The sequence below is a fragment of the Streptomyces sp. WY228 genome, assembly GCF_019287315.1.
Lineage (GTDB): Bacteria > Actinomycetota > Actinomycetes > Streptomycetales > Streptomycetaceae > Streptomyces > Streptomyces caviscabies.
Genome location: NZ_CP079114.1, coordinates 5,266,714 through 5,293,446 on the forward strand (window position 1 = coordinate 5,266,714; position 26,733 = coordinate 5,293,446).

Here is a 26,733-nt window from a genome sequence, read left to right on the forward strand (position 1 = left end):
GCTCCGAAGGCGTACGTATGGTCGAGACGACGGGACCTCGGGAAGTAGGGCAGTGGTGATGAACGGTTACGGCGGCGGTTCGTACGGTCTGGGCGAGCGCAGGACGCTGCGGGAGCAGGCGGGCACGTACGCCCTGCTGCCGCTGCGGATCTTCCTCGGCGTCACCTTTGTCTACGCGGGCCTCGACAAGCTCACCGACAGTGCGTTCCTGTCCGCGACCGGCACCGGATCCATCGGCGAGATGATGCGCGGAGTACGCGACTCCTCCGCCGTCCCCGCCCTCGTCGACCTGGCGCTCAAGAGCCCCGAGGGCTTCGGATACGCCATCGCCATCGGCGAACTCCTCGTCGGCCTCGGCACCCTCGTCGGCCTCTGGGCCCGGCTCGCGGCGCTCGGCGGCGCGCTGATCTCACTGAGCCTCTGGCTGACCGTGAGCTGGCAGGCCACCCCGTACTACTACGGCAACGACCTGCCCTATCTGATGGCGTGGCTGCCGCTGGTGCTCGCGGGCGCCACCGTGTTCTCCGCCGACGCCTTCCTCGCCTCGCGCCGCCGCCGGAGCATGTAGGCGGCCCAGGTCACCGTCGCGGCCAGCCACAGCCCGCCGAGGAACAGCGGCAGGAAGAACGTCCACGGGACCTCCCAGGCCCCGGCGGCTTCGGCCGCGTACCCGCCGGCCAGGCCCAGCATCGCCAGGCCCGCCACCGCGCGGCCGGGCCGGAATTCATGACGCAGCACGGGTGACCTCCACCTGTCCGATGCCGACTTCCAGTTCCAGTTCGATCGTGCCGGCGGGCTTCGTGCCCGTCGGCGGCGGCAGCGTCCGCTGCGTCGACTCGTCGCTGTTGATCCGGACCTGGACCCGCTGGCCGTCCTCCAGCCGGATCTCCCCGAGACCCGCCTCGGCGCGCACCTTCACCGTCACGTTCGCCGGGACGACGACGGCCGCCCGGCCCGCCGCCACGTCGAGCCCCGTGCGCACGGTCTCGCCCTTGGGCACCTTCAGACCGGACAGGTCCAGCCGGGCGTCGCCCGTGCGCAGCTCGTAGTGCGGCTGGACGGCCGCCGCCGTGGCGGGCCGCCACTCCTGGCGGGTCCACGAGGTGTCGATGTCCTTCGGCACCGCCGCCGCACCCGCCAGCAGACCCGCCGTGACCATCGCCATCAGGACCGTGCCGAAGCCGGTCCGGCCCAGCACCGAGGCGATCAGCAGGCCGAGCCCGAAGACGGCCAGAGCCGCGACCAGACCGATCTGGAGCGCGGTGCCCAGCGGCTGGTGCTCCCAGCTCAGCCCGGTGCCGAGCCCGCCCGCCACCAGCGCCGTCAGGAAGACCGGGCCGCCGATGGAGCGCGGCCCGCGGGGAGCGGGCGACGGCCGGGGCGTACGGAACGGGGCGTCCGGCGTGGGCCGCCCGGCCTTCACATCGGCGCGCGCCGCGTCGGCGTCCGTGTCCGGCGGCCCCCACAGATAGCCGGAGCCGACCGGCCCCGTGGTCCCGTCCTTGACGATCGGGTCCCGCCACCACGACGGGCCGCCGGGCGTCGGCGGGGCCTTCACCTCCGGCGGCGGCGTGCCGAGCCCGCCGGCGTGCGCGGGTCCGGGCGGGGAAGCCGGTGCGCCGGGCGGGGCCGCCGGGTCCTCCGGGGCCGCCGTCCGCCGGGACTGCGTCCATACGGAGAACCCGACGACCGCCAGCGTCAGCAGCGCGGCGAACGCCAGCATGCCCCGGTTGTGCAGCATCGACAGGAACAGCCCGCAGCCGATCAGCGCCAGCAGCAGCGCCACCAGGGACGCCCCGTCGACCCGCCCCGACAGGAGCTTGCGCGCCTCGTTCTCGTCGTCGCCGTCCGCGGGCAGCAGCAGCCAGGCGAAGCCGTAGAAGATCAGACCGATGCCCCCGGTCGCCGACAGCACACCGAGCACGATCCGGAAGATCACCGGGTCCACGTCGCAGTACCGGCCGAGTCCGCCGCACACCCCGGCGACGACCTTCTGTCGCGGGGTGCGCCGCAGCGTCGGCTTCGGCGCTTCGGGGGGCGCGACGCCGGGAGCGGCGTTGGAGGGAGCGGTCATGCCTCCATGGTGACGGGCCGGACCGCCCGCCGGGACCCGCGCCGACCCTGGACGGTCCCTGATATTGCCCGCGCACGCCCCGGAAGGGCCCGGTCCGCCCGACGGGGCGGAGGGGAGAGCACCAGGCCGCACACGGGGGAGAGCCTCAGGGTCACTTCGGGGGCCGACCCTGATGCCGCCCCGCGTCCGCGCGTGTGACGATCGGGGTATGCCAGCCGCCACCGCCCGAGCCGCCAGCTCCCTCGCCGCCGACCCGGAGGAGCCGCCGCTGCGCAAGCTCTACCGCAGCGCCGACGGCCGGCTGCTCGGCGGCGTCGCGCGCGGGCTCGCCGGGCACCTCGGGCTGCCGGTCGCCTGGGTGCGGTTCCTCTTCCTCGGGCTGTTCCTCACCGACGGCCTCGGCGCGGTGCTCTACGCGGTGTTCTGGATCGTCGTCCCGCTCGGCGTCGGCGGCGTCGACGCCCCGCGCTCGGTGTTCGAGACATCGACGGACGGCCGCCGCAAACTCCGTAAACCGGACAAGGGTCAGGTCTTCGCCCTGGTCGCCCTGACCGTCGGGGCCATCGCGTTCGTCGTCAACGTCGACATGGGCAGCGACGCCGACCGCTACATCTGGCCCACCCTCCTGATCGGCGCGGGCTCCGTCCTGGTCTGGCGGCAGGCGGACAACGCCCGCCGCGCCCGCTGGATGGAGACCGGCCGCAACCGCAAGCTGCTGCATCTGGCCCGCGGCCTCGCCGGAGTGGCCCTCGTCGGCCTCGGCCTCGCCGTGTTCATGGTGGTCCGCGGCTCGGCCGCCCAGCTCGGCAACGTCCTCACCGCGGCCATCGCCGTGCTCACCGGCATCGCCCTGCTCGCCGGCCCCTACCTCGTGCGGATGACCCAGGACCTCTCCGAGGAGCGCCTGATGCGCATCCGCGCCCAGGAACGGGCCGAGGTCGCCGCCCACGTCCACGACTCCGTGCTGCACACCCTCACCCTGATCCAGCGCAACGCGGACGACGGCGGCGAGGTCAGACGCCTCGCCCGCGCCCAGGAACGCGAGCTGCGCAACTGGCTCTACAACCCCGAGGGCACCGGCAAGGACGAGGACGACGAGCCCGAGACCCTGGCCGAGGCGGTCAAACGGGCCGCCGCCGAGGTCGAGGACAAGCACGGCGTTCCCCTGGAGGTCGTCGTGGTCGGCGACTGCCCCCTGGACGACAAGCTGACCGCGCAGATGCAGGCCGCGCGCGAGGCGATGGTGAACGCCGCCAAGTACGGTGGCGAGGGCGGCGCCGTCCAGGTCTACGCGGAGGTCGAGGGCACCACCGTCTTCGTGTCCGTACGGGACCGGGGTCCGGGGTTCGACCTGGACGAGGTTCCCGGGGACCGGATGGGCGTACGAGAATCAATCATCGGCCGGATGCAGCGCAACGGCGGCAGCGCCCGGCTGCGTTCGGTGCCCGGCGGGGGCACCGAGGTCGAGCTGGAGATGGAGAGGGCGAGCGAATGACCGAGAACACCGAAGCCACCGGGGGCCCGGAGCGACGGGTACGGGTCGTGCTCGTCGACGACCACCGGATGTTCCGCACCGGGGTGCAGGCCGAGATCGGCCGCACCGAGGAGACCGGCGTCGAAGTGGTCGGCGAGGCCGCCGACGTCGACCAGGCGGTCACCGTCATCACCGCGACCCGCCCGGAGGTCGTCCTCCTCGACGTCCACCTCCCGGGCGGCGGCGGCGTCGAGGTGCTCCGCCGCTGCGCCCCCATGATGGGCACGGCCGAGGACCCGGTCCGCTTCCTCGCACTGTCCGTCTCGGACGCCGCGGAGGACGTCATCGGCGTCATCCGGGGCGGCGCGCGCGGCTACGTCACCAAGACGATCACCGGCACCGACCTGGTCGACTCGGTCTTCCGGGTCCAGGAGGGCGACGCGGTCTTCTCGCCCCGCCTGGCCGGCTTCGTCCTGGACGCCTTCGCCTCCACGGACGCCCCACCGGTCGACGAGGACCTGGACCGGCTCACCCAGCGCGAGCGCGAGGTGCTGCGGCTGATCGCGCGCGGCTACGCGTACAAGGAGATCGCCAAGCAGCTGTTCATCTCGGTGAAGACGGTCGAGTCGCACGTCTCGGCGGTGCTGAGGAAGCTCCAGCTCTCCAACCGGCACGAGCTGACCCGGTGGGCCACGGCGCGACGGCTGGTCTGAGCCGGCCGTCGTTGCCGTCGTTCAGGCCCCGCCCGGCTCCAGCGAGATGTTGACCTTCTCGCCGATCCGGCGGTAGCCGATGCTCGCGTAGATCCGCTCGACGTCGGGGCCGCCCGGCTCCAGCCAGACGGTCCGGCAGCCCTGGCCGAGCGCGCGGTCCGTCAGCCAGGCGGAGAGCGCGGCGCCGACGCCCCGGCGGCGGAAGGGGGCGGCGACGGCGAGGCCGGCCAGTTCGCTGAGGCCGTCGACCGCGACCGAGCAGCCCCCGGCCCCGGCCGGTGTGCCGTCCAGGACGGCCAGGGCGGCCACCCCGTCGCCGGTGGCCGCCGTACGCAGCCAGTCGGTCATGCCCGGCTCGGGTTCGCCCTCGCCGCCGAAGCCCTGGTGCTGGACGCGGGCGGCGTCGGTGAACTCCGCTTCGGTGGAGGGCACGGCGATGCGGAGGCCGTCGACCGGTGTCGGCGTCCGGAGGTCCCCGTGGCCGCAGGCCAGCAGCGGGGCCCGGTTCTCCACGGTGAAACCGGCGGCGAGCAGGGCCGGTTCGACGGCCGGGGCCCAGGCGGGCAGGAACTCCAGGCGGGGGAGCCGTTCATGCTCCCGGAACGCGTCGACCAGGGCCGCCACGTCGTCCGCCGTGGGTTCCGCTTCCCGGTCGGGGATCGCGTAGTTGGCGTACTTCAGCTCCCAGCCCGGGTGGTGCCGGACGGTGAACGGGCCCACCCGGTAGTGGTCGGGAGACCGCAGCGTGAGCGTGCGGGCGTAGTCCTGGACGGCGTTCGCCATCGTCATACGGGAGTTCCTTCGGCGGGAGGTGAGGTCGGCGCCGGGGACTATGCCACCCGGGTCGCTCCGGCGAAAGGCATCTGATCGATGGGCGCGATGCGGACCGGCGCTCCGGGGCGCGGGGCGTGGATCATCTGGCCGCCGCCGATGTAGAGGCCGACATGGCTGATTCCGGAGTAGAAGAACACCAGGTCGCCGGGGGCCAGTTGGGAGCGCGGGACGCGCTGTCCGGCGTTGATCTGGGTGTAGGTGGTGCGCGGCAGGCTGACGCCCGCCGCCTTCCAGGCCGCCTGGGTCAGGCCGGAGCAGTCGAAGGCGTTGGGGCCCGTCGCGCCCCAGACGTAGGGCTTGCCGATCGCCCCGTGCGCGAAGGCGATGGCCTGCCCGGCGCGGGAGCCGGGAGCGGCGACCGGACCGCCGCGGGCGGTGGAGCGGTCGGCGTGGGCCGGGCCGCCGCCGTGCCGGGCGTCGGCGGAGCGTTCGTAGGCGGCGCGCTCGTCGGCGGTCAGGGTGTCCAGCAGCCTGCGGGCGTCGGCCAGCTTGGTGCGGATCACGGTGCGGTGTTCGCGCAGCTCGGCGCGGCGGGCGGCGAGGCGCTCGGTCTCCTGGTCGGCGGTGGCCCTGACGCGGGTGATCTGGGAGACCTGCCGCTTGATGTTGCGCAGCAGACCGCTCTGCCGGTCGCCCGCCCGGTCGAGGTAGGAGGCGCGCTGCAGATAGGCGTCCGGGTCGGAGGAGAGCGCCAGTTGCAGGGCCGGGTCCAGGGTGCCGCCGCGGTACTGCGCGGTGGCCAGCGAACCCAGGGCGTTGCGGGTGGTGTTGAGACGGTCGGTGCGGCGGGCGGCCTCGTCGGTCAGGGCCTCGACCTTGCGAGTGGCGGCGGCCGCCTTCTCCTTCGCCCCGTTGTACTTCTCGGTGGCGACCTCGGCGTCGTGGTAGAGCCGGTCGACCTTCGCCCTGACCTGGTCGGCGGTGGGGGCCGGTTCGGCGGGGGCCGCGCCGGCCCCGGTGACCGAGCCCGCGGTGGCGGCTCCGGCGAGCGCCAGGGTGGCGGCGGTGCGGGCAGCAGGGCCGGTGAACGGGCGCTGCTTGGGTTTTCGGTGGGCTGACCTGCGGTGCGCTGCCACGGGGGCGGCATCCTTCCTGTCGGCTGGCCGCCGGGGGATACCGGCGGGTCCGTGAAGGACGCTAATCCGGGCGCGGAGAAAAGAGTCGCCATGACAGCTATTGCCCTGATGTGACGTTTCGCCGCTCACTCATGACCGAAGTGATCGAGGAGGGCGTGCCTCACCGACGAGGAAGGCTTGCCTCACTGAAAGGTAAAACCTTGGCCATGGCTAGGCTCCCGAGCCATGGACGTACTCATCAATGTCTTCGTCGCCCTGCACATCATCGGCATCGCCTCCCTGCTGGGCGGCTTCCTGACGCAGATGAAGGCCATGGGGTCGGGGACCGCCCGGTTCACCCCCGCGATGCTGCACGGCGCGCTGACCATGCTGGTCACCGGCATGGCGCTGGTCGGCCTCAACCAGGCCGACGACCAGACCGTGAACAACGTCAAGATCGGCATCAAGCTGGCGCTGCTGGTCGTGATCCTCGCCCTGGTCTACGTCAAGCGCGACGAGGAGAAGGTCGACAAGGGCGCGTTCATCGCGGTCGGCGCCCTCACGACCGCCAACATCTTCATCGCCACCGTCTGGACCTGAACCTGTCGGGGGGCGGCCGGTCACCGGCCGCCCCCGCCCCCGCGTCACGCCGGGCGGACGCTCCCGTAGATCGGCATGTAGTAGATCGACTCCTCGCGCACGTTCGCACCCGGCTTCGGGGCGTGGATCATCATGCCGTCGCCCTTGTAGATGCCCACGTGGCTGATGTCGTCGTAGAAGAAGACCAGGTCCCCCGGCTGCAGGTCGGACGTGGCGACCCGGGTCCCGACCTTCACCTGGTCCCAGGTGGTCCGGGGCAGGGTCACGCCCGCCTCGCGCCACGCCGCCTGCGTCAGCCCCGAGCAGTCGTAGCTGGAGGGGCCCGTCGCGCCCCAGACGTACGGCTTCCCGATCTGGGCGCGGGCGAAGGCCAGCACCTTCTCCGCCTTGGCGGCGTAACCGCTGCCCGTACCGGAGCCGGAGCCCGAACCCGTGCCCGTACCGGAGCCTGTGCCCGAACCGCCGCCCGACTCCTTCGCGGCCTCCTCGCGGGCCTTCTCCTCCGCCTCGGCCCTCTCCTTCGCCTCGGCGGCCTGCCGGGCGGCCAGCTTCGCCGCCTTCTCCTTGGCCTCGGCCTCCTTCTTGCGCTCCAGCTCCGCCAGCCGCGCCTTCTCCTCGGCGGTCAGCCGGGACAGCAGGCCGCGGGCCTCGGTGAGCTTGGTCTGCACGTCCTTCTTGCTGGAGGCGAGCGTGGCCTGCGTATCGGTGAGCGTCTCCAGGCTCTTCACCGCCTCCGCGCGCTTCTTCGCCGCCGAGGCCTGCTGCGTACGGAAGTCGGTGACGGCCTTCTGCTGCCGCTCCGTCGCCCGGTCCATCAGCCGGCTCTGGTCGAAGTACCCCTGAGGGTCGTCCGCCAGGAAGAACGTCGCCGTGGGCGCGATGCCGCCGCTGCGGTACTGGGCCGCCGCGTAGGAGCCCAGCGCGCGGCGCGCCTCGTTGATCTTCTCGGTCCGCTTCGCCACGTCCGCGAGCAGGGTGTCGACCTTCTTCTGCTGCGTGGCGGAGGCGGCCTTGGCCCGGTTGTACTCCTGGGTCGCGGTGCCCGCCTGCCGGTACAGGGCGTCGACCTTCTTCTGCACTTCCTCGATGGCGGGCTTCGGCTCCGCGGGCGCGGCCGTGGCGCTCTGCGTGGAGAGCAACGTCACCGAGGCCAGCGCGGCCGTCGTCAGACCGACGGCGGGAGTGGTGGTGCGCACCTTCGTGCGCGGCTTGCGATGCGATGCCAAGACCGGCATCTCCTTCCGTGGACCGCCTACCGGGTTAGCTGTCGGGTTCGGACGGAACGGAAGGCTGTCCTACGGTCCGGATACGAGCTCACGGACCGATTCACCCCGGTTCTGCGTGTGGGTCCCCGGTTCCGAACTGCCTGGAGGGCAGCACGAATTCGGCAGAGGTGTCCGTTAGGCGCGGTTCGCCTCAGGGAGGTACGGATCACCTGACCGAGCACGCTAGCCAACCCGTGGTACCGCTGGGAAGCACGATGAGCGATATGCCCGATACATTTTCGTGACCTTTTCGGATCCGGGGCGCCGCGTCCCCTCCGACCGGGCACTTCTTCACGGAACGTGGACGTCCGCTCTCCGTCCGTACCCGGTACGGGTGTGTCGGCGGCCGGCACCGGGGCCCGCTTCCCGGCCGCTTCCGGGCTTCGGCGGAACGTTGTCAGTGCGGCCGCCTAGACTCGGTAGGCGATGAGCAGCCTCTTTGACGACAGTTTCCTGACCGGCCTCCAGCCCGCGGAGGACGGCCCCCCGCCGCCCCCCGAGGACCACGCGCCCGAAGCGGTGCCGGAGGGACTCTTCGAGGGCGTCTACGACGCGCCCCCGCCGCCCCGGGACGGGTACTACCGGGACGGTCACCCGCGCCCGGTGATCGACTCCGCCGCGCTGCTCGACGGGCTGAACACCGAGCAGCGCGCCGCCGTCGTGCACGCCGGATCCCCGCTGCTCATCGTCGCCGGGGCCGGCTCCGGCAAGACCCGGGTGCTGACCCATCGCATCGCCCATCTGCTGGCCGAGCGCGGCACGCACCCCGGGCAGATCCTCGCGATCACCTTCACCAACAAGGCCGCGGGCGAGATGAAGGAGCGCGTCGAGCAGCTCGTCGGGCCGCGTGCCAACGCGATGTGGGTCATGACCTTCCACAGCGCGTGCGTCCGCATCCTGCGCCGCGAGTCGAAGAAGCTCGGCTTCACCTCGTCGTTCTCGATCTACGACGCCGCCGACTCCAAGCGGCTGATGGCCCTGGTCTGCCGCGACCTCGACCTGGACCCCAAGCGCTATCCGCCGAAGTCCTTCACCGCCAAGGTCTCCAACCTCAAGAACGAGCTCATCGACGAGGAGACCTTCGCCGGACAGGCCGCCGACGGGTTCGAGAAGACCCTCGCCCAGGCCTACGCGCTCTACCAGGCCCGGCTGCGCGAGGCCAACGCCCTGGACTTCGACGACATCATCATGACGACGGTCCACCTCCTCCAGGCCTTCCCGGACGTCGCCGAGCACTACCGCCGCCGCTTCCGCCACGTCCTGGTCGACGAGTACCAGGACACCAACCACGCCCAGTACACGCTGGTCCGTGAGCTGGTCGGCCCGGCCGGCGAGAACGACGCCCCCGCCGAGCTGTGCGTGGTCGGTGACGCGGACCAGTCGATCTACGCCTTCCGGGGCGCGACCATCCGCAACATCCTCCAGTTCGAGGAGGACTACCCCAGCGCCACGACGATCCTGCTGGAGCAGAACTACCGCTCCACGCAGACGATCCTCTCCGCCGCCAACGCCGTCATCGAGCGCAACGAGAGCCGCCGCCCCAAGAACCTCTGGACCAACGCCGGCTCCGGCGCCCGCATCACCGGCTACGTCGCCGACACCGAGCACGACGAGGCGCAGTTCGTCGCCGACGAGATCGACCGGCTCACCGACGCGGGCGACGCCAAGGCGGGCGACGTCGCCGTCTTCTACCGCACCAACGCCCAGTCCCGGGTCTTCGAAGAGATCTTCATCCGCGTCGGCCTGCCCTACAAGGTCGTCGGCGGTGTGCGCTTCTACGAGCGCAAGGAGGTCCGGGACGTCCTGGCCTACCTCCGCGTCCTCGCCAACCCCGAGGACACCGTCCCGCTGCGCCGCATCCTCAACGTCCCCAAGCGCGGCATCGGCGACCGCGCCGAAGCGATGATCGACGCCCTGTCGCTGCGCGAGAAGATCTCCTTCCCGCAGGCGCTGCGCCGCGTCGACGAGGCGTACGGCATGGCCGCCCGCTCCTCCAACGCCGTCAAGCGCTTCAACACGCTGATGGAGGAGCTGCGCACGATCGTCGAGTCCGGCGCCGGACCCGCCGTCGTACTCGAAGCGGTCCTGGAGCGCACGGGCTATCTCGCCGAGCTCCAGGCCTCCACGGACCCGCAGGACGAGACCCGTATCGAGAACCTCCAGGAACTCGCCGCCGTCGCCCTCGAATTCGAGCAGGAACGCGGCGAGGAGGAGGGTGCGGGCACGCTCGCGGAGTTCCTGGAGAAGGTCGCGCTCGTCGCCGACTCCGACCAGATCCCCGACGAGGACGAGGACGGCTCCGGCGTCATCACGCTGATGACCCTGCACACCGCGAAGGGCCTGGAGTTCCCCGTCGTCTTCCTCACCGGCCTGGAGGACGGCGTCTTCCCGCACATGCGGGCCCTCGGCCAGACCAAGGAGCTGGAGGAGGAGCGCCGCCTCGCGTACGTCGGCATCACCCGCGCCCGCGAACGGCTCTACCTGACCCGGGCCGCGATGCGCAGCGCCTGGGGCCAGCCCTCGTACAACCCGCCCTCGCGGTTCCTGGAGGAGATCCCGGAACAGCACCTGGACTGGAAGCGCAAGGGCCCGATGGCCGCGCCCGCCGGACCGACCTCCGGCATCACGTCCTCGCTCTCCTCCTCCCGCGCCCGCACCGGCCCCTCGGGCTTCGCGACCCGGCGCTCCTCGGAGAAGCCGACGGTCACCCTGGTGGCCGGGGACCGGGTCACGCACGACCAGTTCGGGCTCGGCACGGTGACGGCCGTCGAGGGCTTCGGCGACCAGGCCAAGGCGACGGTCGACTTCGGCGACGAGCGCCCGAAGAAGCTGCTGCTGCGGTACGCGCCGGTCGAGAAGCTGTAGACGGGCGATCGGACGCGAAAAAAGGGGGCCCGCGGGCCCCCTTTTTTTCACGTGCTCGTCAGGTGAGGTCAGGTCGGGTTGACGCCCTTGCTGCGCAGCCACACCAGCGGGTCGATCGCCGCGCCGCCGCCGGGCCGGACCTCGAAGTGCAGGTGCGGACCGGTGGAGTTGCCCGAGTTCCCGGAGTACGCGATGACGTCACCGGCCTTCACCGGACCCGAGCGGATCTTGGTGCTGCTGAGGTGGCAGTACCAGGTCTCGGTACCGTCGGCCGCCGTCACGATCGCCATGACCCCGTAGGCGCTGTTCAGCTGGGTGCGTACGGTGCCGTCGGTCGCGGCCATCACCGGAGTGCCGTACGAGACGGGGAAGTCGATGCCCGAGTGCACGGACATCCAGTTGACGCCCGCCTGACCGTAGTAGGCGCTCAGCCCGTGCTGCTTGACCGGCAGGACGAACTTGGGGCGCAGCGCCTCACGGCGTGCGGCCTCCTCCTCGCGCTTCTTCTTCTCCGCCGCCTGCCGCTCCCGCAGGTCGATGCGCTCCTGGGTGCGGCTCGCGCGCTCCCGGAAGTCGTCGCTGCCCTCGGAGAGCTGCGCCAGCTGGCTGTCCAGCTGGTTGTTGGCGGCGACCGGCTTGACCGTGCTGGGGTCGGCGACCGCCAGCGAGGTGGTCGTCTCGTCCTGCTTTTCCTCGCCGCCGGGCATCCCGCTGACCGAGGCCGCGGCGATGCCCGCGACGCTCATCACGCAGGCGGAGGGCACCGCGACGGTCAGCAGGGCGGAACGCTTGGCGGGGGTGCGCCGACGGGCCCGGCTGCGGGGTGCGGGGGTGCGGACGGCGGTGCGGTTCGCGGTGTGCGGGGCGGGGAAGTCGTCCCCGGCGTCCTGCTCCCGGTCCGGCGCGACATCCTGCGCGGCATCCGGCGCGAGGGCGGCGAACGCGGCGGTGGAGGACGGGTCGGCCGCCGGATCCCCGGTCGTTCCGTCCGGCTCGGCCGAGGCCTCGGGTGCCGTCGCGTCGGCCGCATGCTGTTCGTGCTGCTGTTCGTACAGCGGGTACGACGTCTGTTCGGGCTCGTACGCGGTGTCCCCGGGCGTGGCGCCGGAGTTCCACGCGGTCGCGTCGTAGGCGCCCGTGTCGTAGGCCCCGCCGTCGTACGTGCCCGTGCCGTAGGCGCCGGTGGTGGCGTACGTCCCGGTGTCGGCGGCGACGGCCGCCGTGCCGTACGCGCCGACCGGATACGCCCCGGTCTCGTAGGCGTCCGCCCCGTGGACGCCGCCGGTTCCGTACGCGGTGCCGGCCGGATACGTACCGGTGTCGTAGGCGCCCGTGTCGTACGTTCCGGTCTCGTACGCCTCCGTGGCGTACGGGGTCTCCGCGCTGTACGCGGCGGTCGCCCACTGGCCGGTCAGATCCTGGTCGGTGACCTGCTGCCAGGCCCCGGAGGTGTCCCACTGCTGCGGTTCCTGCTGCAGGGCCTGCTGCTGGGCGTGCTCCTGAGCGGCGTAGCCGTCGTAGGCGAAGGTCTGCTGTGCGCCGGTGTTCCAGGCGGAAGCGTCGTACTGGCCGCTGTGGTTCGGCTGTCCGGTCGCGTACGCGGTGTCGTAGCCGACGCCGTAGGTGGTGTCGCCGTATCCGGCGGCGGGGTGGCCCGCGTCGTAGCCGGTGTCGTGGCCGCCCGGAAGGGAGCCGAAGAGCGGGTCGGTGTCGAAGCTGCCGGTTGATCGGTCGTCGTACCCGACGTGCCCGGCGTGGGGGTGCTGGTCGTTCACCAACTTCTCTCTCGCCTCGGCAGCAGGACTGTTCTGGGTCCCGGTCAGGGGTGTCCCAGGGGGAAGCAGTGGCCGCGACTGTACCCGGCGGTATGTGAGGACGACAATCTTCGACAGGTTTTGCGTCCGCAGGAAACGGGCAATCGGCCGTCTTTCGGTGGACGGCAGACGCAGCCTTGGCCCTACGTTCGAAAGATGTTCTATTTCAGGCCACGGAAGCCGCACCGTCAGCGGGCGCCGTGTCCTCTCCTGTCACCGGCGTATCCAGAGCCTCACGGATCGCGGCGGCCACCGTCGGGTGCACGGGCAGGGCGAGGTGCCCGATGCCGGTGACGCGTACGTTCACCGCGTCGAGATCGGGGTGGTCGACGCACGCCGTCTCGGCGGGGACCATCACCTGGTCCAGCTCGCTCCAGAAGCTCACGAACCGGGTCCGGCAGCCGGGGGCGGGGGCGCGCAGCTCCTCGATCACGGAGGAACCGGCGCGCATCTGCCGCACGATGGGGTGAACGCCCGCCCCGGGGGCGACGGCGGTGCCTCCGTGCGGCGTTCCGAGCGTCACCAGGGTGCGCACGCGCCGGTCGCCGCCGAGTCGCTGTACGTAATAGCGGGCGATCAGGCCGCCGAGGCTGTGCCCGACGATGTCGACCCGATGGTGCCCGGTCCGCGCGCAGATCTCCTCCACATGCCGCCCGAGCAGTCCGGCGGCGGCGCGGATGTCGCGGGTCAGCGGGGAGTAGTTGAGGGATTCCAGGTGGCGGTGGCGGTGGTGGCCGTGGTCGTTCCGGAGCAGCGCGCGGCGCAGGAGGAGGAACACGGAGCGGTTGTCGATGAAACCGTGCAGCAGAACGACGGGCGGCGGCGCGGCGACGGTGGTGGCGGTGGCGGGCAGGGCGGTGGCGCCGCCGCTGCCGGGTTCTGTGCCTGTCGGCCGGGTCGGCGGGCGGCGCTCCGGGGTGAGGCCGAAGGGGTAGACGGCCAGGTGCCCGGCGAGGACGGCCAGCTCCAGCACGGTGGCGCCGAGCAGTGCGGACGACAGCCGGGGCGGTCGGGGCAGTCGGGAGAGGAGAGGGGGCAGGGGGAGAGGGAGGAGCTTCACGGCCGACCTCCGGCACTGGCGCACGGGGGAGGCGGCTCCCGGTCCCCGTATGCCCTCATGGGGTGCCGACGCGAGCGGCGCACGGCCGGTGGCGGCCGGGCGACGTGGGGCCGTACCACCGTGCCGTGCGGCTGGCGGCGCGGTGGTACGGCGACCTCGTAGCGGCTCCCTCGGGGGGTGTGTCGTGCCGGTCCCCGCGCGGCCGGAACACCGTCCGACACGGGGGACGGCGCCTGGCGAACATGTCCCACGTGTGATTTCCCCCTCCCCGCCTGCCGCGAAACTGCGGCTTGCGGGATGCTGTGGATAACGTTCGTTCACATCCCCGGCCCTTCAGGCACGGGAGACCAGGTGGAGGCAGTGATGGGTGTGACCGGTCCGATCCGTGTGGTGGTGGCCAAGCCGGGCCTCGACGGCCACGACCGCGGGGCCAAAGTCATCGCGCGGGCGTTGCGGGACGCCGGTATGGAGGTGATCTACACGGGACTCCACCAGACACCCGAGCAGATCGTCGACACGGCGATCCAGGAGGACGCCGACGCCATCGGCCTCTCGATCCTCTCCGGGGCGCACAACACGCTGTTCGCCAAGGTGATCGAGCTGCTGAAGGCCCGGGAGGCGGAGGACATCAAGGTGTTCGGCGGCGGGATCATCCCGGAGGACGACATCGCACCGCTGAAGGAGCTGGGCGTCGCGGAGCTCTTCACGCCGGGGGCGACGACGACCGAGATCGTCACCTGGGTCAACGCCAACGTCCGCCAGGCCGCCCAGGCCTGAACGCCGCCCCCGGGGCGGGCCTACTCGCACACGGGCCCGCGCGGGGCTGCTGTGCCTGCCCGACCCCGGGCGGCGCGGGCCGCCGTGCCGGGGCCGCGATGCTCGCCGGGCCGGACGGGCCGGGGCCGCGATGCTCGCCGGGCCGGGGCCGCGCGTCTGGCCCGGCGCGGCCGGCCGCGGGGCGGTGGGCCGGCTCGGCGCGACGTGCGCGTCCTGGTCAGGCCATCAGCTCCGCCTCCATCGTGGCGCGCAGCCGCAGCGTGGAGACCAGGCGCTGGAAGGCCTCCGACCAGTAGCCGCCCGCTCCCGGTGACGCCCCCTCCTGCTCGTCCTGCGCGGCCGTCAGGACCTCCAGCCGGTCGGCCTCGGCCGGATCCAGGCAGCGTTCCGCGAGGCCCATCACTCCGCTGAAGCTCCACGGGTAACTCCCGCCGTCCCGCGCGATGTCGAGTGCGTCGACCACCGCACGTCCGAGCGGCCCGGCCCAGGGGACCGTGCACACCCCGAGCAGCTGGAACGCCTCCGACAGGCCGTGCGCGGCGATGAACTCCGCGACCCAGACAGCTCGTTCGTCCTGGTCCAGGATCGCGAGGAGCTTCGAGCGCTCGGCGATCGAGGCCGTCCCGGGGCTGCTCGCCGGGGGAGCCGAGGGGCGCCCGAGCAGGGCCCTGGCCCAGCGCGGATTCCGCTGTCGCACCGCCGCCCGGCACCAGGCGGCGTGCAGCTCCCCGGCCCAGTCGTCGGCGACGGGCAGGGCCACGACCTCCTCGGCCGGTCGCCCGCCGAACCGCTGCTCCCAGACACCGAGCGGGGTGGCCTCCACCAACTGCCCGAGCCACCAGGACCGTTCGCCCCGGCCCGTCGGCGGCACCGCGGCGACGCCGTCACGCTGCATACCCGCGTCGCACTCGTGCGGCGCCTCCACGGAGATGGAGACGACGTCTCCCGTACGGTCGGGGCTGACGCAGGACATCGCGCGGTCCGCCATCCGGCCGGCGAGCGCGGACGCGGGCAGGGCGGACAGCAGTTCGGCGGCGGTGGCGCGCACATTGCGGCTGCGGTCGGACAGGGCCTGCTCCAGGAACGGCTCGTCGTCGGCCCCGAGCCCGGACCGCAGGGAGTCCAGGAACATCAGCCGGTCCTCGGCCCGTTCCACCGACCACGTGGTGGCGAGCAGGGCCAGCCCGGCGGGCGGATCCTGCGCCCGTACGGCGTCGAGCAGCGCGACCCGCTCCGCGAACAGCCCCTCCTCCCACAGCCGGCCCACCGCATCCGGGTCCTCGGTGTCGGGCCGGAGGGTGCCGCTCGCGGAGCCCCGCAGGGCGAACTTCCAGTCCGGATTCAGCGCGGCCAGCCACAGACCGCGCGGCCCGGCGAACGCGAGCGCCTGCGGGCGCAGGTCCGTCCGGGCGCGGGCGGCGTCCAGCAGCGGCGGCAACAGGGCCGCCGGGGCGCGGAAGCCCCTGCGGTTGGCGGTGGCCAGCCACTGCGGAATCAGCTCGGTGAGGTCGGGCGCGGTCCCGCGCCGCCCGCCGCCCGAGGGCGCGGCCCGATCGGCGAGCAGATGGGCGAGCCGGTGCCGGGCGGCCTCGGGGAGCGCCGGGCGCGGATCGGGGGCGGCGGGCTCGGGCCGGGCCGCCGGAACGGCGGGCAGCAGCCCGGCCCGCCGCCGCACGGTGTGCAGCGCGACGGCGTCCAGCAGGGCCGTCGGAACAGCGGCGGGCGGTACGGGGCCGCCGCGCGGCGTCGGAGGCCGGCGGTCGGTCCCCAGGAGCGCCGAGGTGACCAGCTCCTCCCAGGGGAGGGCGCCGACCGATGCGGAGACGGGTGCGGATACGGATACGGATGCGGATGCGGGAGTGGTGGTGCGAGGCATCTTTACCCTCCGGTGGGGATGGTGGGCGGGCGGGAACGGTGGTGGTGGGCGTCGGGTGGTGGGTCTCCGGGCACGGGTCGCCAGGGCCGGTCGCCATGTGCCGGTCGCCGGTCGTCCTTGCGTCGCTTCAGACCAGCCGGACCAGCCGGACCAGCCGGACCAGCCCGGATCAGCCGGACCAGCCCGGACCAGCCCGGACCAGCCAGACCGGTCAGACCAGTTGGACGACCGGCCCGCCCGTGGTGCGCCTGCCCACCTCCTCCCTCTCGCCCGGGTCCCAGGCCGCGAACGGGTCGAAGCCGCGGTGGCCGATCTCGCCGAACACGGTGACCGGGCCGCCGCCGGAGAGGGCGACGAGCTTCCACAGCCCCGGCCGGGACAGCGCGGCCGGGGCGATCGGCAGCGCGGAGTCGGCGTGTGCGTCGGCCACCTGCCAGCCGTCCTCGGACGGCACGGGTATGACGTCGCGCAGGGTGACCGGGCAGGCGTCCAGCCAGGGGTCCTCGCGCAGGGCGGTGCCGTAGACGGCCGGGGCGGCCGCTGCGGCGATGCCCGGCGGCGGGCCCGCCGGGGCCGTGGTCCCGAACTGCTCGCCCAGCTCCGCCCGGAGCTGCCCGCCGCCCGGATACGGCGTCAGCTCGGCGTCGATCGTGGCGCCGACCGGCAGCGTCTGCGCCGGGGACCGGCCCGCCGCGCCGAACGACAGCAGCAGAGCGGTGCGGCCCGAATCCCGCCCGTACAGCCAGATCCGCCGGGTGACGATCCTGCCGTCCGGGGTGTCGTACTGCGCGAGGACCAGCCAGCGGTCACGGACCGGGACGCCCTCGGCGGACATCGGCAGCCCCACTCTCGTCCGCACCGTCGCGGCCAGCGGGTCCGGCAGCCGCTCCCGGCCGAGCCAGGCCGTGTCCAGCAGATGGAGCAGGCCGCACTCCTCCAGCAGCCGGACCGGCCAGCCCGGACCGGACCCGGTGATCGCGCCCAGCTCCCGCACCCGGGCCGCGAGACCGGGAGCCTGGGCGTCGACCATGCGGGCCGCGGTCTCGTCCCAGAGGCCGTACCCCGAGCGGTCGGTCGCGGCGAGCCCGCCGCGCAACAGGTCGGCCAGACGCTGCTCCAACTCCTCGGCGCCGCCCGTGACCCGCTCGGCGCGGCGCTCCGCCCGCTTCCTGGCGGCGGCGGCGTCGGCGGGCCCCCGCGAGGCTCCGCCGCCCGTGGCCGCCCCGGCCTGCTCCGCCGCCCGTCCGCGTCGGCCCTCGATCCAGGCCGCGGCCCAGTCGGCCGGTTCGCCCGGCCGGAACGCGGTTTCGTCGGACGCCAGGAGCAGCAACAGACCCAGCGCGTGCTTGCACGGGAACTTCCGGCTCGGGCAACTGCAGGAGCAGGCCGGACCGGTGGTGTCGACCACGGTCCGGTACGGCGTGCTTCCGCTCCCCCTGCACAGCCCCCACACCGCGCCCGCTCCGTCGCGGCCCGTCCCGGACCACGGGCCGGCCGTACCGAGTCGCGTGCCCGCCGTGCGTGATGCGTCGTCAGGAGCCAGCGCCAGCACCTGCTCCACCGACCAGCGCGCCACCGGTCCACCGGTGGGCGAGGGTTCTCCCCCGTGAGATAGCAGCATGTTCCCGACGGTAGGCGGCACCACTGACAATCCCCGCGTGCACGGGCCCTGACCTGCGATCAGGGCCCGTTGTCAGTGGCATGGTGCACGGTGGAACCAGATCAGGTCGACCGATCTGGAGGGGGATCCATGACCGTGCCCGAAACCACCGCGGCCATCGAGCCGGAGGCGGGCGCAGAGGCGCTCCGCCCGCACGCCGAGGACGCGTTCGCCGACGAGCTGAAGGCGCTGGAGGCCGCCGACGACCGCCCGAGGCCCGCCCGTTGGCGGCTGTCGCCCTGGGCCGTCGCCACCTATCTGCAGGGCGGCGCCCTCCCGGACGGGACGGTGATCACGCCCAAGTACGTGGGTCCGCGCCGCCTGGTCGAGGTGGCCGTGACCACGCTCGCCACCGACCGGGCGCTGCTCCTGCTCGGCGTTCCCGGTACGGCCAAGACCTGGGTGTCCGAGCACCTCGCCGCCGCCGTCAGCGGCGACTCGACGCTGCTCGTGCAGGGCACCGCCGGGACGCCCGAGGAAGCCGTGCGCTACGGGTGGAACTACGCCCAGCTGCTCGCCCACGGCCCCAGCCGCGAGGCCCTGGTGCCCAGTCCGCTGATGCGCGCGATGTCCGAGGGCATGACCGCCCGGGTCGAGGAGCTGACCCGTATCCCCGCCGATGTGCAGGACTCGCTCATCACGATCCTGTCCGAGAAGACGCTCCCCGTGCCCGAGCTGGGCCAGGAGGTCCAGGCCGTCCGCGGGTTCAACCTCATCGCCACGGCCAACGACCGGGACCGCGGCGTCAACGAGCTGTCCAGCGCGCTGCGCCGCCGGTTCAACACCGTCGTGCTGCCGCTGCCCGCCACCCCGGACGCCGAGGTCGACATCGTCTCCCGGCGCGTCGACCAGATCGGCCGCTCGCTCGACCTGCCGGCCGCGCCGGAGGGCCTGGCCGAGATCCGGCGCGTGGTCACGGTCTTCCGCGAACTGCGCGACGGGGTGACCACCGACGGGCGCACCAAGCTCAAGTCGCCCTCCGGCACGCTCTCCACCGCGGAGGCGATCTCCGTCGTCACCAGCGGCCTCGCCCTCGCCGCCCACTTCGGCGACGGGGTTCTGCGCCCCGGCGATGTGGCGGCCGGCATCCTCGGCGCGGTCGTCCGGGACCCGGCGGCGGACCGGGTGGTCTGGCAGGAGTATCTGGAGACGGTGGTCCGGGAGCGGGACGGCTGGAAGGACTTCTACCGCGCCTGCCGCGAGGTATCCGCATGACGAGCCCCGCCACGACCGGGGCGGCTGTTCCGGGTTCCCGTGCGGACGTCGGGCCTTGGCTCCTCGGGGTGCGGCACCACGGTCCCGGGTCCGCCCGCGCGGTCCTCGCCGCGCTCGCGGCGGCCCGCCCGGCCGCCGTCCTCGTCGAGGGCCCGCCCGAGGGCGACGCGCTGTTGCCGCTCGCCGTCGACCCGCGGATGCGTCCTCCCGTCGCGCTGCTCGCGCACGCCGTGGACGACCCGGGGCGGGCCTCCTTCTGGCCGATGGCCGCGTTCTCGCCGGAGTGGGTGGCCATCCGCTGGGCCCTCGACCACGACGTCCCGGTCCGCTTCATCGACCTGCCCGCCGCGCACTCCCTCGCCCTCAAGGAACCCGCTCCCGGCACCGGACGTGAGGGGCCACCGGGGGAGCGGGCGGCGGACGAGGTCACACCGGTCGTCGACCCGATCCGGGTGCTCGCCGAGACCGCCGGATACGACGACCCCGAACGCTGGTGGGAGGACGTCGTCGAGCACCGCTCACCGGGCGGCGAGACACCCGTCGGCGGAACGCCCGGTGACGCGCTCGCGCCGTTCGTCGCGCTGGCGGAGGCCATGAGCGCGCTCCGCGAGGCGTACGGCGACGGCGGGCAGCCCCGGGACGCGGTGCGCGAGGCGTACATGCGCATCCAATTGCGTACGGCGCGCAAGGAGTTCGGTGACGGCGTCGCCGTCGTCTGCGGCGCCTGGCACGTGCCCGCGCTCGCCGCGCGGACCACCCTCGCCGCCGACCGCGCCCTGCTCAAGGGCCTCCCGAAGGTCAAAACCGACCTGACCTGGGTGCCGTGGACCCACCGCAGGCTCGCCCGGCACAGCGGATACGGCGCCGGGATCGACTCGCCCGGCTGGTACGGGCACCTCTTCGACGCGGCCGACCGGCCCATCGAGCGCTGGATGACCAAGGTCGCCGGACTGCTGCGCGCGGAGGACCGGTTCGTCTCCACCGCCCATGTCATCGAGGCCGTCCGGCTCGCCGAGACCCTCGCCGCCCTGCGGGGCCGCCCGCTGGCCGGGCTCGGTGAGACGACCGACGCGGTGCGGGCCGTCATGTGCGACGGGTCCGACGTCCCGCTCGCCCTCGTCCGGGACCGGCTGATCGTCGGCGAGACCCTCGGAGAGGTGCCGGACACCGCCCCGGCCGTCCCGCTGCAACGGGACCTGACCCGCAGCCAGCGCACCCTCCGGCTCAAGCCGGAGGCGTCGGAACGCGAGCTGGACCTCGATCTGCGCAAAGAGACCGACGCCGCCCGCAGCCGCCTCCTGCACCGGCTGCGTCTCCTCGGCATCGGCTGGGGCGACCCGGTCGCCGGGCGGGGCAGCACCGGCACCTTCCGGGAGAGCTGGCGACTGAGCTGGGAGCCGGAACTGCACGTCCGGGTCGCGGAGGCGGGCGTATGGGGCACCACCGTGCTCACCGCCGCCACCGCGAAGGCCGAGTCCGGGGCCGTGGCGGCGACCGCGCTGGCCGACGTCACCGCACTCGCCGAACACTGCCTCCTGGCCGGACTGCCCGACGCGCTGCCCGTCGTGATGAAGGCCCTCGCCGACCGGGCCGCCCTCGACGCGGACGTCGGCCACCTCGCGGACGCGCTGCCCGCCCTGGCCCGCTCCCTGCGGTACGGGGACGTGCGCGCCACGGACACGGCGGCGCTCGCGGAGGTCGCCGCCGGACTCGCCGAGCGGATCTGCGTCGGCCTGCCGCCCGCCTGCACCGGCCTCGACGCCGACGGGGCCGAGGCGCTGCGCCGTCAGGTGGAGGCCGTGCACGGCGCGATCGGGCTGCTCCTCGCCGGACCGGCCCCCGCCGAAGGGCTGCGGGAGCGCTGGGACGCCGTCCTGCACAAGCTGGCGGCCCGGGACGCCGTCGCCGGGATCATCCGGGGCCGGGCCACCCGGCTCCTCCTGGACGAAGGACGGCTCGCGGAGGACGAGGCGGCCCGGCTGATGGGCCTGGCGCTCTCGCCCGGCACCCCGCCCGCCGACGCCGCCGCCTGGATCGAGGGGTTCGCCGGCGGTGCGTCGGGCGGCGGCCTGCTGCTGGTCCACGACGAGCGGCTGCTCGGCCTCCTCGACGCCTGGCTGACCGGTGTTCCGGCCGGCCTGTTCACCGATGTGCTGCCGCTGCTGCGCCGCACGTTCTCCGCGTACGAACCGGGCGTACGGCGCACCCTGGGCGAGCTGGTCCGGCGCGGGCCCGCTCCCGAAGGCGCCCGCGGGGCCGACGCCGGCCGGGCGCCCGGAGGCTTCGGACCCGGTCTCGACGAGGCCAGGGCCGACGCGGTGGAGCCGGTGCTGCGCCTGCTGCTCGGCCGCACACCCGAGCCCACGGACGCGACCGTATGACCACGACCAGCAGAACGACCAGCAGAACGGACAGGAGGACGGACCCGATGGCGGAGACGACACCGTCGCCCGACGCCGAACGGCTGCGGCGCTGGCGGATGGTGCTCGGCGCGGACAGCGCCGACAGCACCGGACACGCCCTCACCGGCCAGGACGCCGCGATGGACGGTGCGTTGAACGCGCTGTACGGCGGAGGAGCGGGCAAGAAGCCCGGTGGCCGGGGCACCGGTGGCCGTACGGCGGGGCTCGGCGCGTCCGCGCCCTCCGTGGCCCGCTGGCTCGGCGACATCCGGACCTACTTCCCCAGCTCCGTGGTCCAGGTCATGCAGCGCGACGCGATCGACCGGCTCGGCCTGGCGGCCCTGCTCCTGGAGCCGGAGATGCTGGAGGCGGTCGAGGCGGACGTCCACCTCGTCGGCACCCTGCTCTCGCTCAACAAGGCGATGCCCGAGACGACGAAGGAGACCGCACGCACCGTCGTCCGCAAGGTCGTCGAGGACCTGGAGAAGCGTCTGGAGAGCCGCACCAGGGCCACCCTCACCGGCGCCCTGGACCGCTCGGCGCGGATCAGCCGGCCGCGCCACCGCGACATCGACTGGAACCGCACCGTCCGCGCCAATCTCGCCAACTACCTCCCCGTACCGGGAAGTGCGGAGGGGACGGGCACCATCGTTCCCGAGCGTCTCATCGGCTACGGGCGCGCCTCCCGGTCCGCGCAGAAGGACATCGTCCTGTGCATCGACCAGTCGGGCTCGATGGCCGCGTCGGTCGTCCACGCCTCCGTCTTCGGCGCGGTCCTCGCCTCCATGCGCACCCTGTCGACCCGGCTCGTCGTCTTCGACACGGCGGTCGTCGACCTCACGGACCAGCTCGACGACCCGGTCGACGTCCTCTTCGGCACCCAACTCGGCGGCGGCACCGACATCAACCGGGCGCTCGCCTACTGCCAGTCGAGAATCACCCGCCCCGCGGACACCGTCGTCGTCCTCATCAGCGACCTCTACGAGGGCGGCATACGCGACGAGATGCTCAAACGGGTCGCCGCGATGAAGGACTCCGGCGTGCAGTTCGTGACGCTGCTCGCGCTCTCCGACGAGGGCGCACCCGCCTACGACCACGACCACGCGGCGGCGCTCGGGGCGCTGGGCGCACCTGCGTTCGCCTGTACGCCGGACCTCTTCCCCGACGTCATGGCGGCGGCGATCGAGAAGAGGCCACTGCCCATACCGGACAAGGAGACCCAACAGTAACCAGGGACTTGCGTGACCCCCACGGGCTCGTGCAAGCATCGACCCGTCGGTCGCGGAGGGCCGCATTCCGCCGTCCGCGTACCAGGGAGGAGCCACCGAGGTGACCACGACCACCGCTGCCCGCGCAGCCGTCGACCCGCGCCCGGCGCGGGGTACGGCGGGGCGTCGCGCGGTACAGGTGGGGCTGTTGGTGGTGTTCCTCGGCGGACTGCTGGCTCTGGGGATCCTCGCGGGCGGACGCGCGGAGGCGCAGGAACGTCCGGACCCGGGCCCCCTCACGTCCTCCGTCGCCGACGCCGTGCCGGACGTTGTGCCGGATGTCGTGCCGGAGGATGCTGCCCCCGAGGCCGCCGCCCGTGAGGCGGCCGAGCCCTCGGCCCGCCCGGTCGCCGAACGAGCCGCCGACCCGGTGGCCACAGCGGTCGAGCGGGCCGCGGAGCGGACCGCGCACCAGCAGACGGCAGCACCGCAGGTACAGCAGGCGCAACAAGGACAGCAGGCCGTACGGGAGTCCGCCGCGCCCGCCCGGGTCCGCGATGCCGTGGTCGTGGCGACGGAAGACGCGGGAGACACGGACGACGCTGTGGAGCGGGTCGCCGGGGAGGTGCGGCCGCTGGTGCCGGACCTGCCGGGGCTTCTTCCGCTCCTCTCCGTGCTGCCCGTGCCCGGCGGCGGATCGGACGCACCCGGTGCTCCGTCACCTTCCGTGCCGGGCACCGGTCGTGGCGCCGAGGACGGCGCCGCGAAGCCGGGCGACGCCGCCGCGGGCACCTCAGACGAGTCCGCCGGACGCGAGGCCGGCCGGGGTGCCCGGGCACCGTTCTCCGCCCCGGAGACCCCGGCCGTTCCGGGCGGGTCCGGTACGCCGGGCGCCGGGCACGTACAGAGCCCCGCGCCCACGCCGGCACAGGACCGAGCACCGTTCGGCCCCTGCGGCGACCTCGCGCGTACGGCGACGGCCGATGTCCAGGGGCCGCGCGGCGGCGACCTGCACGCGGTCCCGGCCCCGGGCGGCCCGCACGCCGCGCTCGTCCGGGGCGCAGGCCTCCCGGCGACCGCCGCCCCGATACCCGACAGATCCGGCGAGATCCTCGCGTTCCCCGGCTAGGGCAGGCCGTTCCCCGCCTCGACCTGCCGCGCGGGGGCGGAACAGGTCTGCCCGCGTCCGGACCTCTCCGGACTGCCGAACAGCTTCGAAGGATCTGACACACCCATGCACAAGAACATGCGCCGATCCATAGCCATCGCCGCCACCGCCACCGGAATGTGGGCGCTCGGCACCGCCGCGGCGAGCGCGGACGAACTGCCCGTGTCCGTACCGCTCTCCACCCCGGACCTGGCGGCCGGGACCCCCGACGCGACGGAGATCGTCGAGGACGTCAAGGACACGGCGTCCGCCAAGGACGTCACCGACGCCAAGGTCCTCAAGGACGCCAAGGTCCTCAAGGACGCGAAGGCCGTCACCGGGGCCAAGGCCGTCACCGACGTCAAGGACACGCTGACGGAGGCCGGGAGCGAGGCCGTCGGTGCGACTGACGTACGGGACCGCCTCCCGTCCCAGGTGCGCGCGCCGCAGAGCCCGGAGGTCCCGGACCTCGGTGACGTACGGCACGTGCCCGAGAACGTGCGCGTCCCCCAGGTCCCCGCAGCGCCGGCCGACGAGATCGACTACCTCTTCGGGCCGATCGAGCAGATCCCCGGCTACGCGCAGAACCAGGCTCCGGCCGCCGTCCAGGGCGCACTGGCCGAGGCCGGGCCCGTGGTCGGGCAGACGTCCGACTCCGTCCTGCCGCCGCTCGCCGCCGGTGCGGTCGATGCCGCACTGCCGGTCGTCGGACGGGCGGTCGGCGACGTCGGCACGCTCGCCCGGGGCGTCCTCGGTGAGGTCGGGCCGTTCGCCCAGGGGGTCGTCGGCGACGCCGCCGTTCCCTTCGCGCAGGGCGTCACGACCGAGGTCCAGCCGCTGGCGTCCGGCGTCACGGGTGCGGCGGTGCCGTTCGCCGGGGGCGTCGGGTCCGAGGTCCGGCCGCTGGCGGAGGGACTGACCGGTGACGCGGTCGCGCCGTTCGCCCAGGGCGTCACCACCCGGGTGCAGCCGCTGGCCCAGGGCGTCGGGCAGCAGGTCCGGCCGTTCGCGGGCGGTGCGGCGGACACGGTCCGCGAGGACGCCCGCCCCGCCGTCGGCCACGCGGTCACCGGCGCCCAGGGCGTCACCTCGGTCACCCCGTCCTTCGTGACGGACGCGCTGCCCGGGCGGTAGCCGAACGAGCGGGGCGCTCACGGCGCACGCGCCGTGAGTGATTCACCGCACCGGAGTACTCGGCCCAGGGGGACCCGGGCCGGGGTGCTCCGGCTCCTGCCCCGCTTCCGTACAGCCTCTTCGAGGCCCCCTCCGGCTCCCGGCTCACCCCGGCCGGGGGCCGGAGGGACCACCCTCTGTGACCGTTATCACCGCTCAGGTGTGATCTGCGATTTAGGGTCACACCGGGCTCGGGGATAACCTGCCGGATGGACATGCCGCGTACTCGGACACCGTGTACGCCTCCCTAGTGACAGCGCAGTCACGTTGCCCTTCGCGGCACGCCCACGCAGAAGAACGAACCGCGATACCACTAAAAGGGACGGACGCGCGTGGACCTGTTCGAGTACCAGGCGAGGGACCTCTTCGCCAAGCACGGTGTACCGGTGCTGGCCGGTGAAGTCATCGACACGCCTGAGGCAGCCCGCGAGGCGACCGAGAAGCTGGGCGGCAAGTCTGTCGTCAAGGCGCAGGTGAAGGTCGGCGGCCGCGGCAAGGCCGGCGGTGTCAAGCTGGCCGCCGACGCCGACGAGGCGGTCGCCCGGGCGACCGACATCCTCGGCATGGACATCAAGGGCCACACGGTCCACAAGGTGATGATCGCCGAGCTGTCCCCGGAGATCGAGGCGGAGTACTACGTCTCGTACCTCCTCGACCGCACCAACCGCACCTTCCTGGCCATGGCCTCGGTGCAGGGCGGCATGGACATCGAGGAGGTCGCGGAGAAGACCCCCGAGGCCCTCGCGAAGGTCCCGGTCGACTCCAACTCCGGCGTCGACATCGTCAAGGCCCGCGAGATCGTGGCCCAGGCGAAGTTCCCGGCCGACGTGGCCGAGGGTGTCGCCGAGGCCCTGGTCACCCTGTGGAAGACCTTCGTCGCCGAGGACGCGCTCCTCGTCGAGGTCAACCCGCTGGTGAAGACCAAGGACGGCCGCATCCTGGCGCTGGACGGCAAGGTCTCGCTCGACGAGAACGCCGACTTCCGCCAGCCGGAGCACGAGGCCCTCGAGGACAAGGCCGCAGCCAACCCGCTCGAGGCTGCCGCCAAGGCCAAGAACCTCAACTACGTCAAGCTGGACGGCGAGGTCGGCATCATCGGCAACGGCGCCGGCCTGGTCATGTCGACCCTGGACGTCGTCGCGTACGCCGGCGAGAACCACGGCAACGTGAAGCCCGCCAACTTCCTCGACATCGGTGGCGGCGCCTCCGCCGAGGTCATGGCGAACGGCCTGGAGATCATCCTCGGCGACCCGGACGTCAAGTCCGTCTTCGTCAACGTCTTCGGTGGCATCACCGCGTGCGACGAGGTCGCCAACGGCATCGTGCAGGCGCTCGCGCTGCTCGAGTCCAAGGGCGAGAAGGTCGAGAAGCCGCTGGTCGTGCGTCTCGACGGCAACAACGCGGAGCTCGGTCGCAAGATCCTCTCCGACGCCAACCACCCGCTCGTGCAGCGCGTGGACACCATGGACGGCGCGGCCGACAAGGCCGCCGAGCTCGCCGCGGCTGCGAAGTAAGGGACGA

At 73.3% G+C, this 26,733-nt stretch carries 21 protein-coding genes and 1 riboswitch; of the genes, 12 read left to right on the forward strand and 9 right to left on the reverse strand.

Features of this window, described 5'->3' with window-relative positions; genetic code table 11:
* Window positions 1-58: 58 nt before the first annotated feature.
* Complete coding sequence (locus KV381_RS23190; RefSeq protein WP_030084463.1) at window positions 59-568, forward strand: DoxX family protein; 510 nt, start codon at window positions 59-61, stop codon at window positions 566-568.
* Here the strand turns inward: KV381_RS23190 and KV381_RS23195 are convergent.
* Together KV381_RS23195 and KV381_RS23200 are read right to left on the reverse strand one after the other, a co-directional pair.
* On the reverse strand, window positions 475-738 hold the full coding sequence (locus KV381_RS23195; protein WP_078611223.1) for a hypothetical protein: 264 nt from the start codon (window positions 736-738) through the stop codon (window positions 475-477). The genes KV381_RS23190 and KV381_RS23195 overlap by 94 nt on opposite strands.
* Window positions 725-2,074, reverse strand: a complete 1,350-nt coding sequence (locus KV381_RS23200) for a PspC domain-containing protein (protein WP_030084465.1) — start codon at window positions 2,072-2,074, stop codon at window positions 725-727. The genes KV381_RS23195 and KV381_RS23200 overlap by 14 nt, the downstream gene beginning before the upstream one ends.
* Before the next feature lie 208 nt (window positions 2,075-2,282).
* Here KV381_RS23200 and KV381_RS23205 point away from each other — a divergent pair, with 208 nt between their 5' ends.
* Together KV381_RS23205 and KV381_RS23210 are read left to right on the forward strand one after the other, a co-directional pair.
* The gene (locus KV381_RS23205; RefSeq protein WP_030084467.1) at window positions 2,283-3,569 is read left to right on the forward strand and encodes a PspC domain-containing protein; all 1,287 of its coding nucleotides are present in this window, start codon (window positions 2,283-2,285) and stop codon (window positions 3,567-3,569) included.
* A complete protein-coding gene (locus KV381_RS23210; protein ID WP_030084469.1) occupies window positions 3,566-4,261 on the forward strand; it encodes a response regulator transcription factor in 696 nt (231 codons plus the stop codon). The genes KV381_RS23205 and KV381_RS23210 overlap by 4 nt, the downstream gene beginning before the upstream one ends.
* A gap of 21 nt (window positions 4,262-4,282) precedes the next feature.
* Here KV381_RS23210 and KV381_RS23215 read toward each other — a convergent pair whose 3' ends face one another.
* Both KV381_RS23215 and KV381_RS23220 read right to left on the reverse strand, forming a co-directional pair.
* Window positions 4,283-5,050: a GNAT family N-acetyltransferase gene (locus tag KV381_RS23215; RefSeq protein WP_030084471.1), complete on the reverse strand. Its 768-nt coding sequence runs from the start codon at window positions 5,048-5,050 to the stop codon at window positions 4,283-4,285.
* 41 nt (window positions 5,051-5,091) lie between these two features.
* The gene (locus tag KV381_RS23220; protein WP_218786110.1) at window positions 5,092-6,171 is read right to left on the reverse strand and encodes a C40 family peptidase; all 1,080 of its coding nucleotides are present in this window, start codon (window positions 6,169-6,171) and stop codon (window positions 5,092-5,094) included.
* A gap of 225 nt (window positions 6,172-6,396) precedes the next feature.
* Here KV381_RS23220 and KV381_RS23225 point away from each other — a divergent pair, with 225 nt between their 5' ends.
* On the forward strand, window positions 6,397-6,750 hold the full coding sequence (locus KV381_RS23225; protein WP_030084475.1) for a hypothetical protein: 354 nt from the start codon (window positions 6,397-6,399) through the stop codon (window positions 6,748-6,750).
* Between the two features lie 44 nt (window positions 6,751-6,794).
* Here the strand turns inward: KV381_RS23225 and KV381_RS23230 are convergent, their stop codons facing one another.
* Window positions 6,795-7,985, reverse strand: a complete 1,191-nt coding sequence (locus KV381_RS23230; RefSeq protein WP_030628740.1) for a C40 family peptidase — start codon at window positions 7,983-7,985, stop codon at window positions 6,795-6,797.
* Window positions 7,984-8,150, reverse strand: a riboswitch (cyclic di-AMP (ydaO/yuaA leader). (Overlaps the previous gene by 2 nt.)
* Window positions 8,151-8,441: 291 nt before the next feature.
* Here KV381_RS23230 and pcrA point away from each other — a divergent pair.
* Entirely contained in the window at window positions 8,442-10,880 is a 2,439-nt protein-coding gene (gene pcrA, locus KV381_RS23235) for a DNA helicase PcrA (protein ID WP_030628743.1), read from the forward strand.
* Between the two features lie 68 nt (window positions 10,881-10,948).
* On the opposite strand, the gene KV381_RS23240 is transcribed toward pcrA, so the two are convergent.
* Together KV381_RS23240 and KV381_RS23245 are read right to left on the reverse strand one after the other, a co-directional pair.
* The gene (locus KV381_RS23240) at window positions 10,949-12,655 is read right to left on the reverse strand and encodes a M23 family metallopeptidase (RefSeq protein WP_218786111.1); all 1,707 of its coding nucleotides are present in this window, start codon (window positions 12,653-12,655) and stop codon (window positions 10,949-10,951) included.
* Window positions 12,656-12,860: 205 nt separating this feature from the next.
* Window positions 12,861-13,754 carry an alpha/beta fold hydrolase gene (locus tag KV381_RS23245; RefSeq protein WP_218786112.1) on the reverse strand — a complete coding sequence of 298 codons (894 nt, stop codon included), beginning with the start codon at window positions 13,752-13,754 and terminating at the stop codon, window positions 12,861-12,863.
* Between the two features lie 363 nt (window positions 13,755-14,117).
* On the opposite strand from KV381_RS23245, the gene KV381_RS23250 reads away from it, so the two are divergent.
* On the forward strand, window positions 14,118-14,531 hold the full coding sequence (locus tag KV381_RS23250; RefSeq protein ID WP_003966859.1) for a cobalamin B12-binding domain-containing protein: 414 nt from the start codon (window positions 14,118-14,120) through the stop codon (window positions 14,529-14,531).
* A 217-nt stretch (window positions 14,532-14,748) separates the two neighbouring features.
* Here KV381_RS23250 and KV381_RS23255 read toward each other — a convergent pair whose 3' ends face one another.
* Together KV381_RS23255 and KV381_RS23260 are read right to left on the reverse strand one after the other, a co-directional pair.
* The gene (locus KV381_RS23255; RefSeq protein WP_218786113.1) at window positions 14,749-16,407 is read right to left on the reverse strand and encodes a DUF5691 domain-containing protein; all 1,659 of its coding nucleotides are present in this window, start codon (window positions 16,405-16,407) and stop codon (window positions 14,749-14,751) included.
* A gap of 211 nt (window positions 16,408-16,618) precedes the next feature.
* On the reverse strand, window positions 16,619-18,028 hold the full coding sequence (locus KV381_RS23260) for an SWIM zinc finger family protein (RefSeq protein WP_218786114.1): 1,410 nt from the start codon (window positions 18,026-18,028) through the stop codon (window positions 16,619-16,621).
* 129 nt (window positions 18,029-18,157) lie between these two features.
* On the opposite strand from KV381_RS23260, the gene KV381_RS23265 reads away from it, so the two are divergent.
* The 6 genes from KV381_RS23265 to sucC all read left to right on the forward strand — a co-directional run bounded on the left by KV381_RS23265 (window position 18,158) and on the right by sucC (window position 26,726).
* The gene (locus KV381_RS23265; protein ID WP_030084489.1) at window positions 18,158-19,282 is read left to right on the forward strand and encodes an AAA family ATPase; all 1,125 of its coding nucleotides are present in this window, start codon (window positions 18,158-18,160) and stop codon (window positions 19,280-19,282) included.
* Window positions 19,279-21,663, forward strand: a complete 2,385-nt coding sequence (locus KV381_RS23270; protein WP_218786115.1) for a DUF5682 family protein — start codon at window positions 19,279-19,281, stop codon at window positions 21,661-21,663. Before KV381_RS23265 ends, KV381_RS23270 begins: the two co-directional genes overlap by 4 nt.
* 47 nt (window positions 21,664-21,710) lie before the next feature.
* Window positions 21,711-22,913 carry a VWA domain-containing protein gene (locus tag KV381_RS23275; protein ID WP_086779800.1) on the forward strand — a complete coding sequence of 401 codons (1,203 nt, stop codon included), beginning with the start codon at window positions 21,711-21,713 and terminating at the stop codon, window positions 22,911-22,913.
* Between the two features lie 100 nt (window positions 22,914-23,013).
* Window positions 23,014-24,021: a hypothetical protein gene (locus KV381_RS23280; RefSeq protein ID WP_218786116.1), complete on the forward strand. Its 1,008-nt coding sequence runs from the start codon at window positions 23,014-23,016 to the stop codon at window positions 24,019-24,021.
* A 105-nt stretch (window positions 24,022-24,126) separates the two neighbouring features.
* Window positions 24,127-25,173, forward strand: coding sequence for a hypothetical protein (locus KV381_RS23285; protein ID WP_218786117.1), 1,047 nt, complete (start codon window positions 24,127-24,129; stop codon window positions 25,171-25,173).
* 371 nt (window positions 25,174-25,544) lie between these two features.
* Window positions 25,545-26,726, forward strand: a complete 1,182-nt coding sequence (gene sucC, locus KV381_RS23290; RefSeq protein ID WP_030084500.1) for an ADP-forming succinate--CoA ligase subunit beta — start codon at window positions 25,545-25,547, stop codon at window positions 26,724-26,726.
* The last annotated feature ends 7 nt before the right edge of the window (window positions 26,727-26,733 follow it).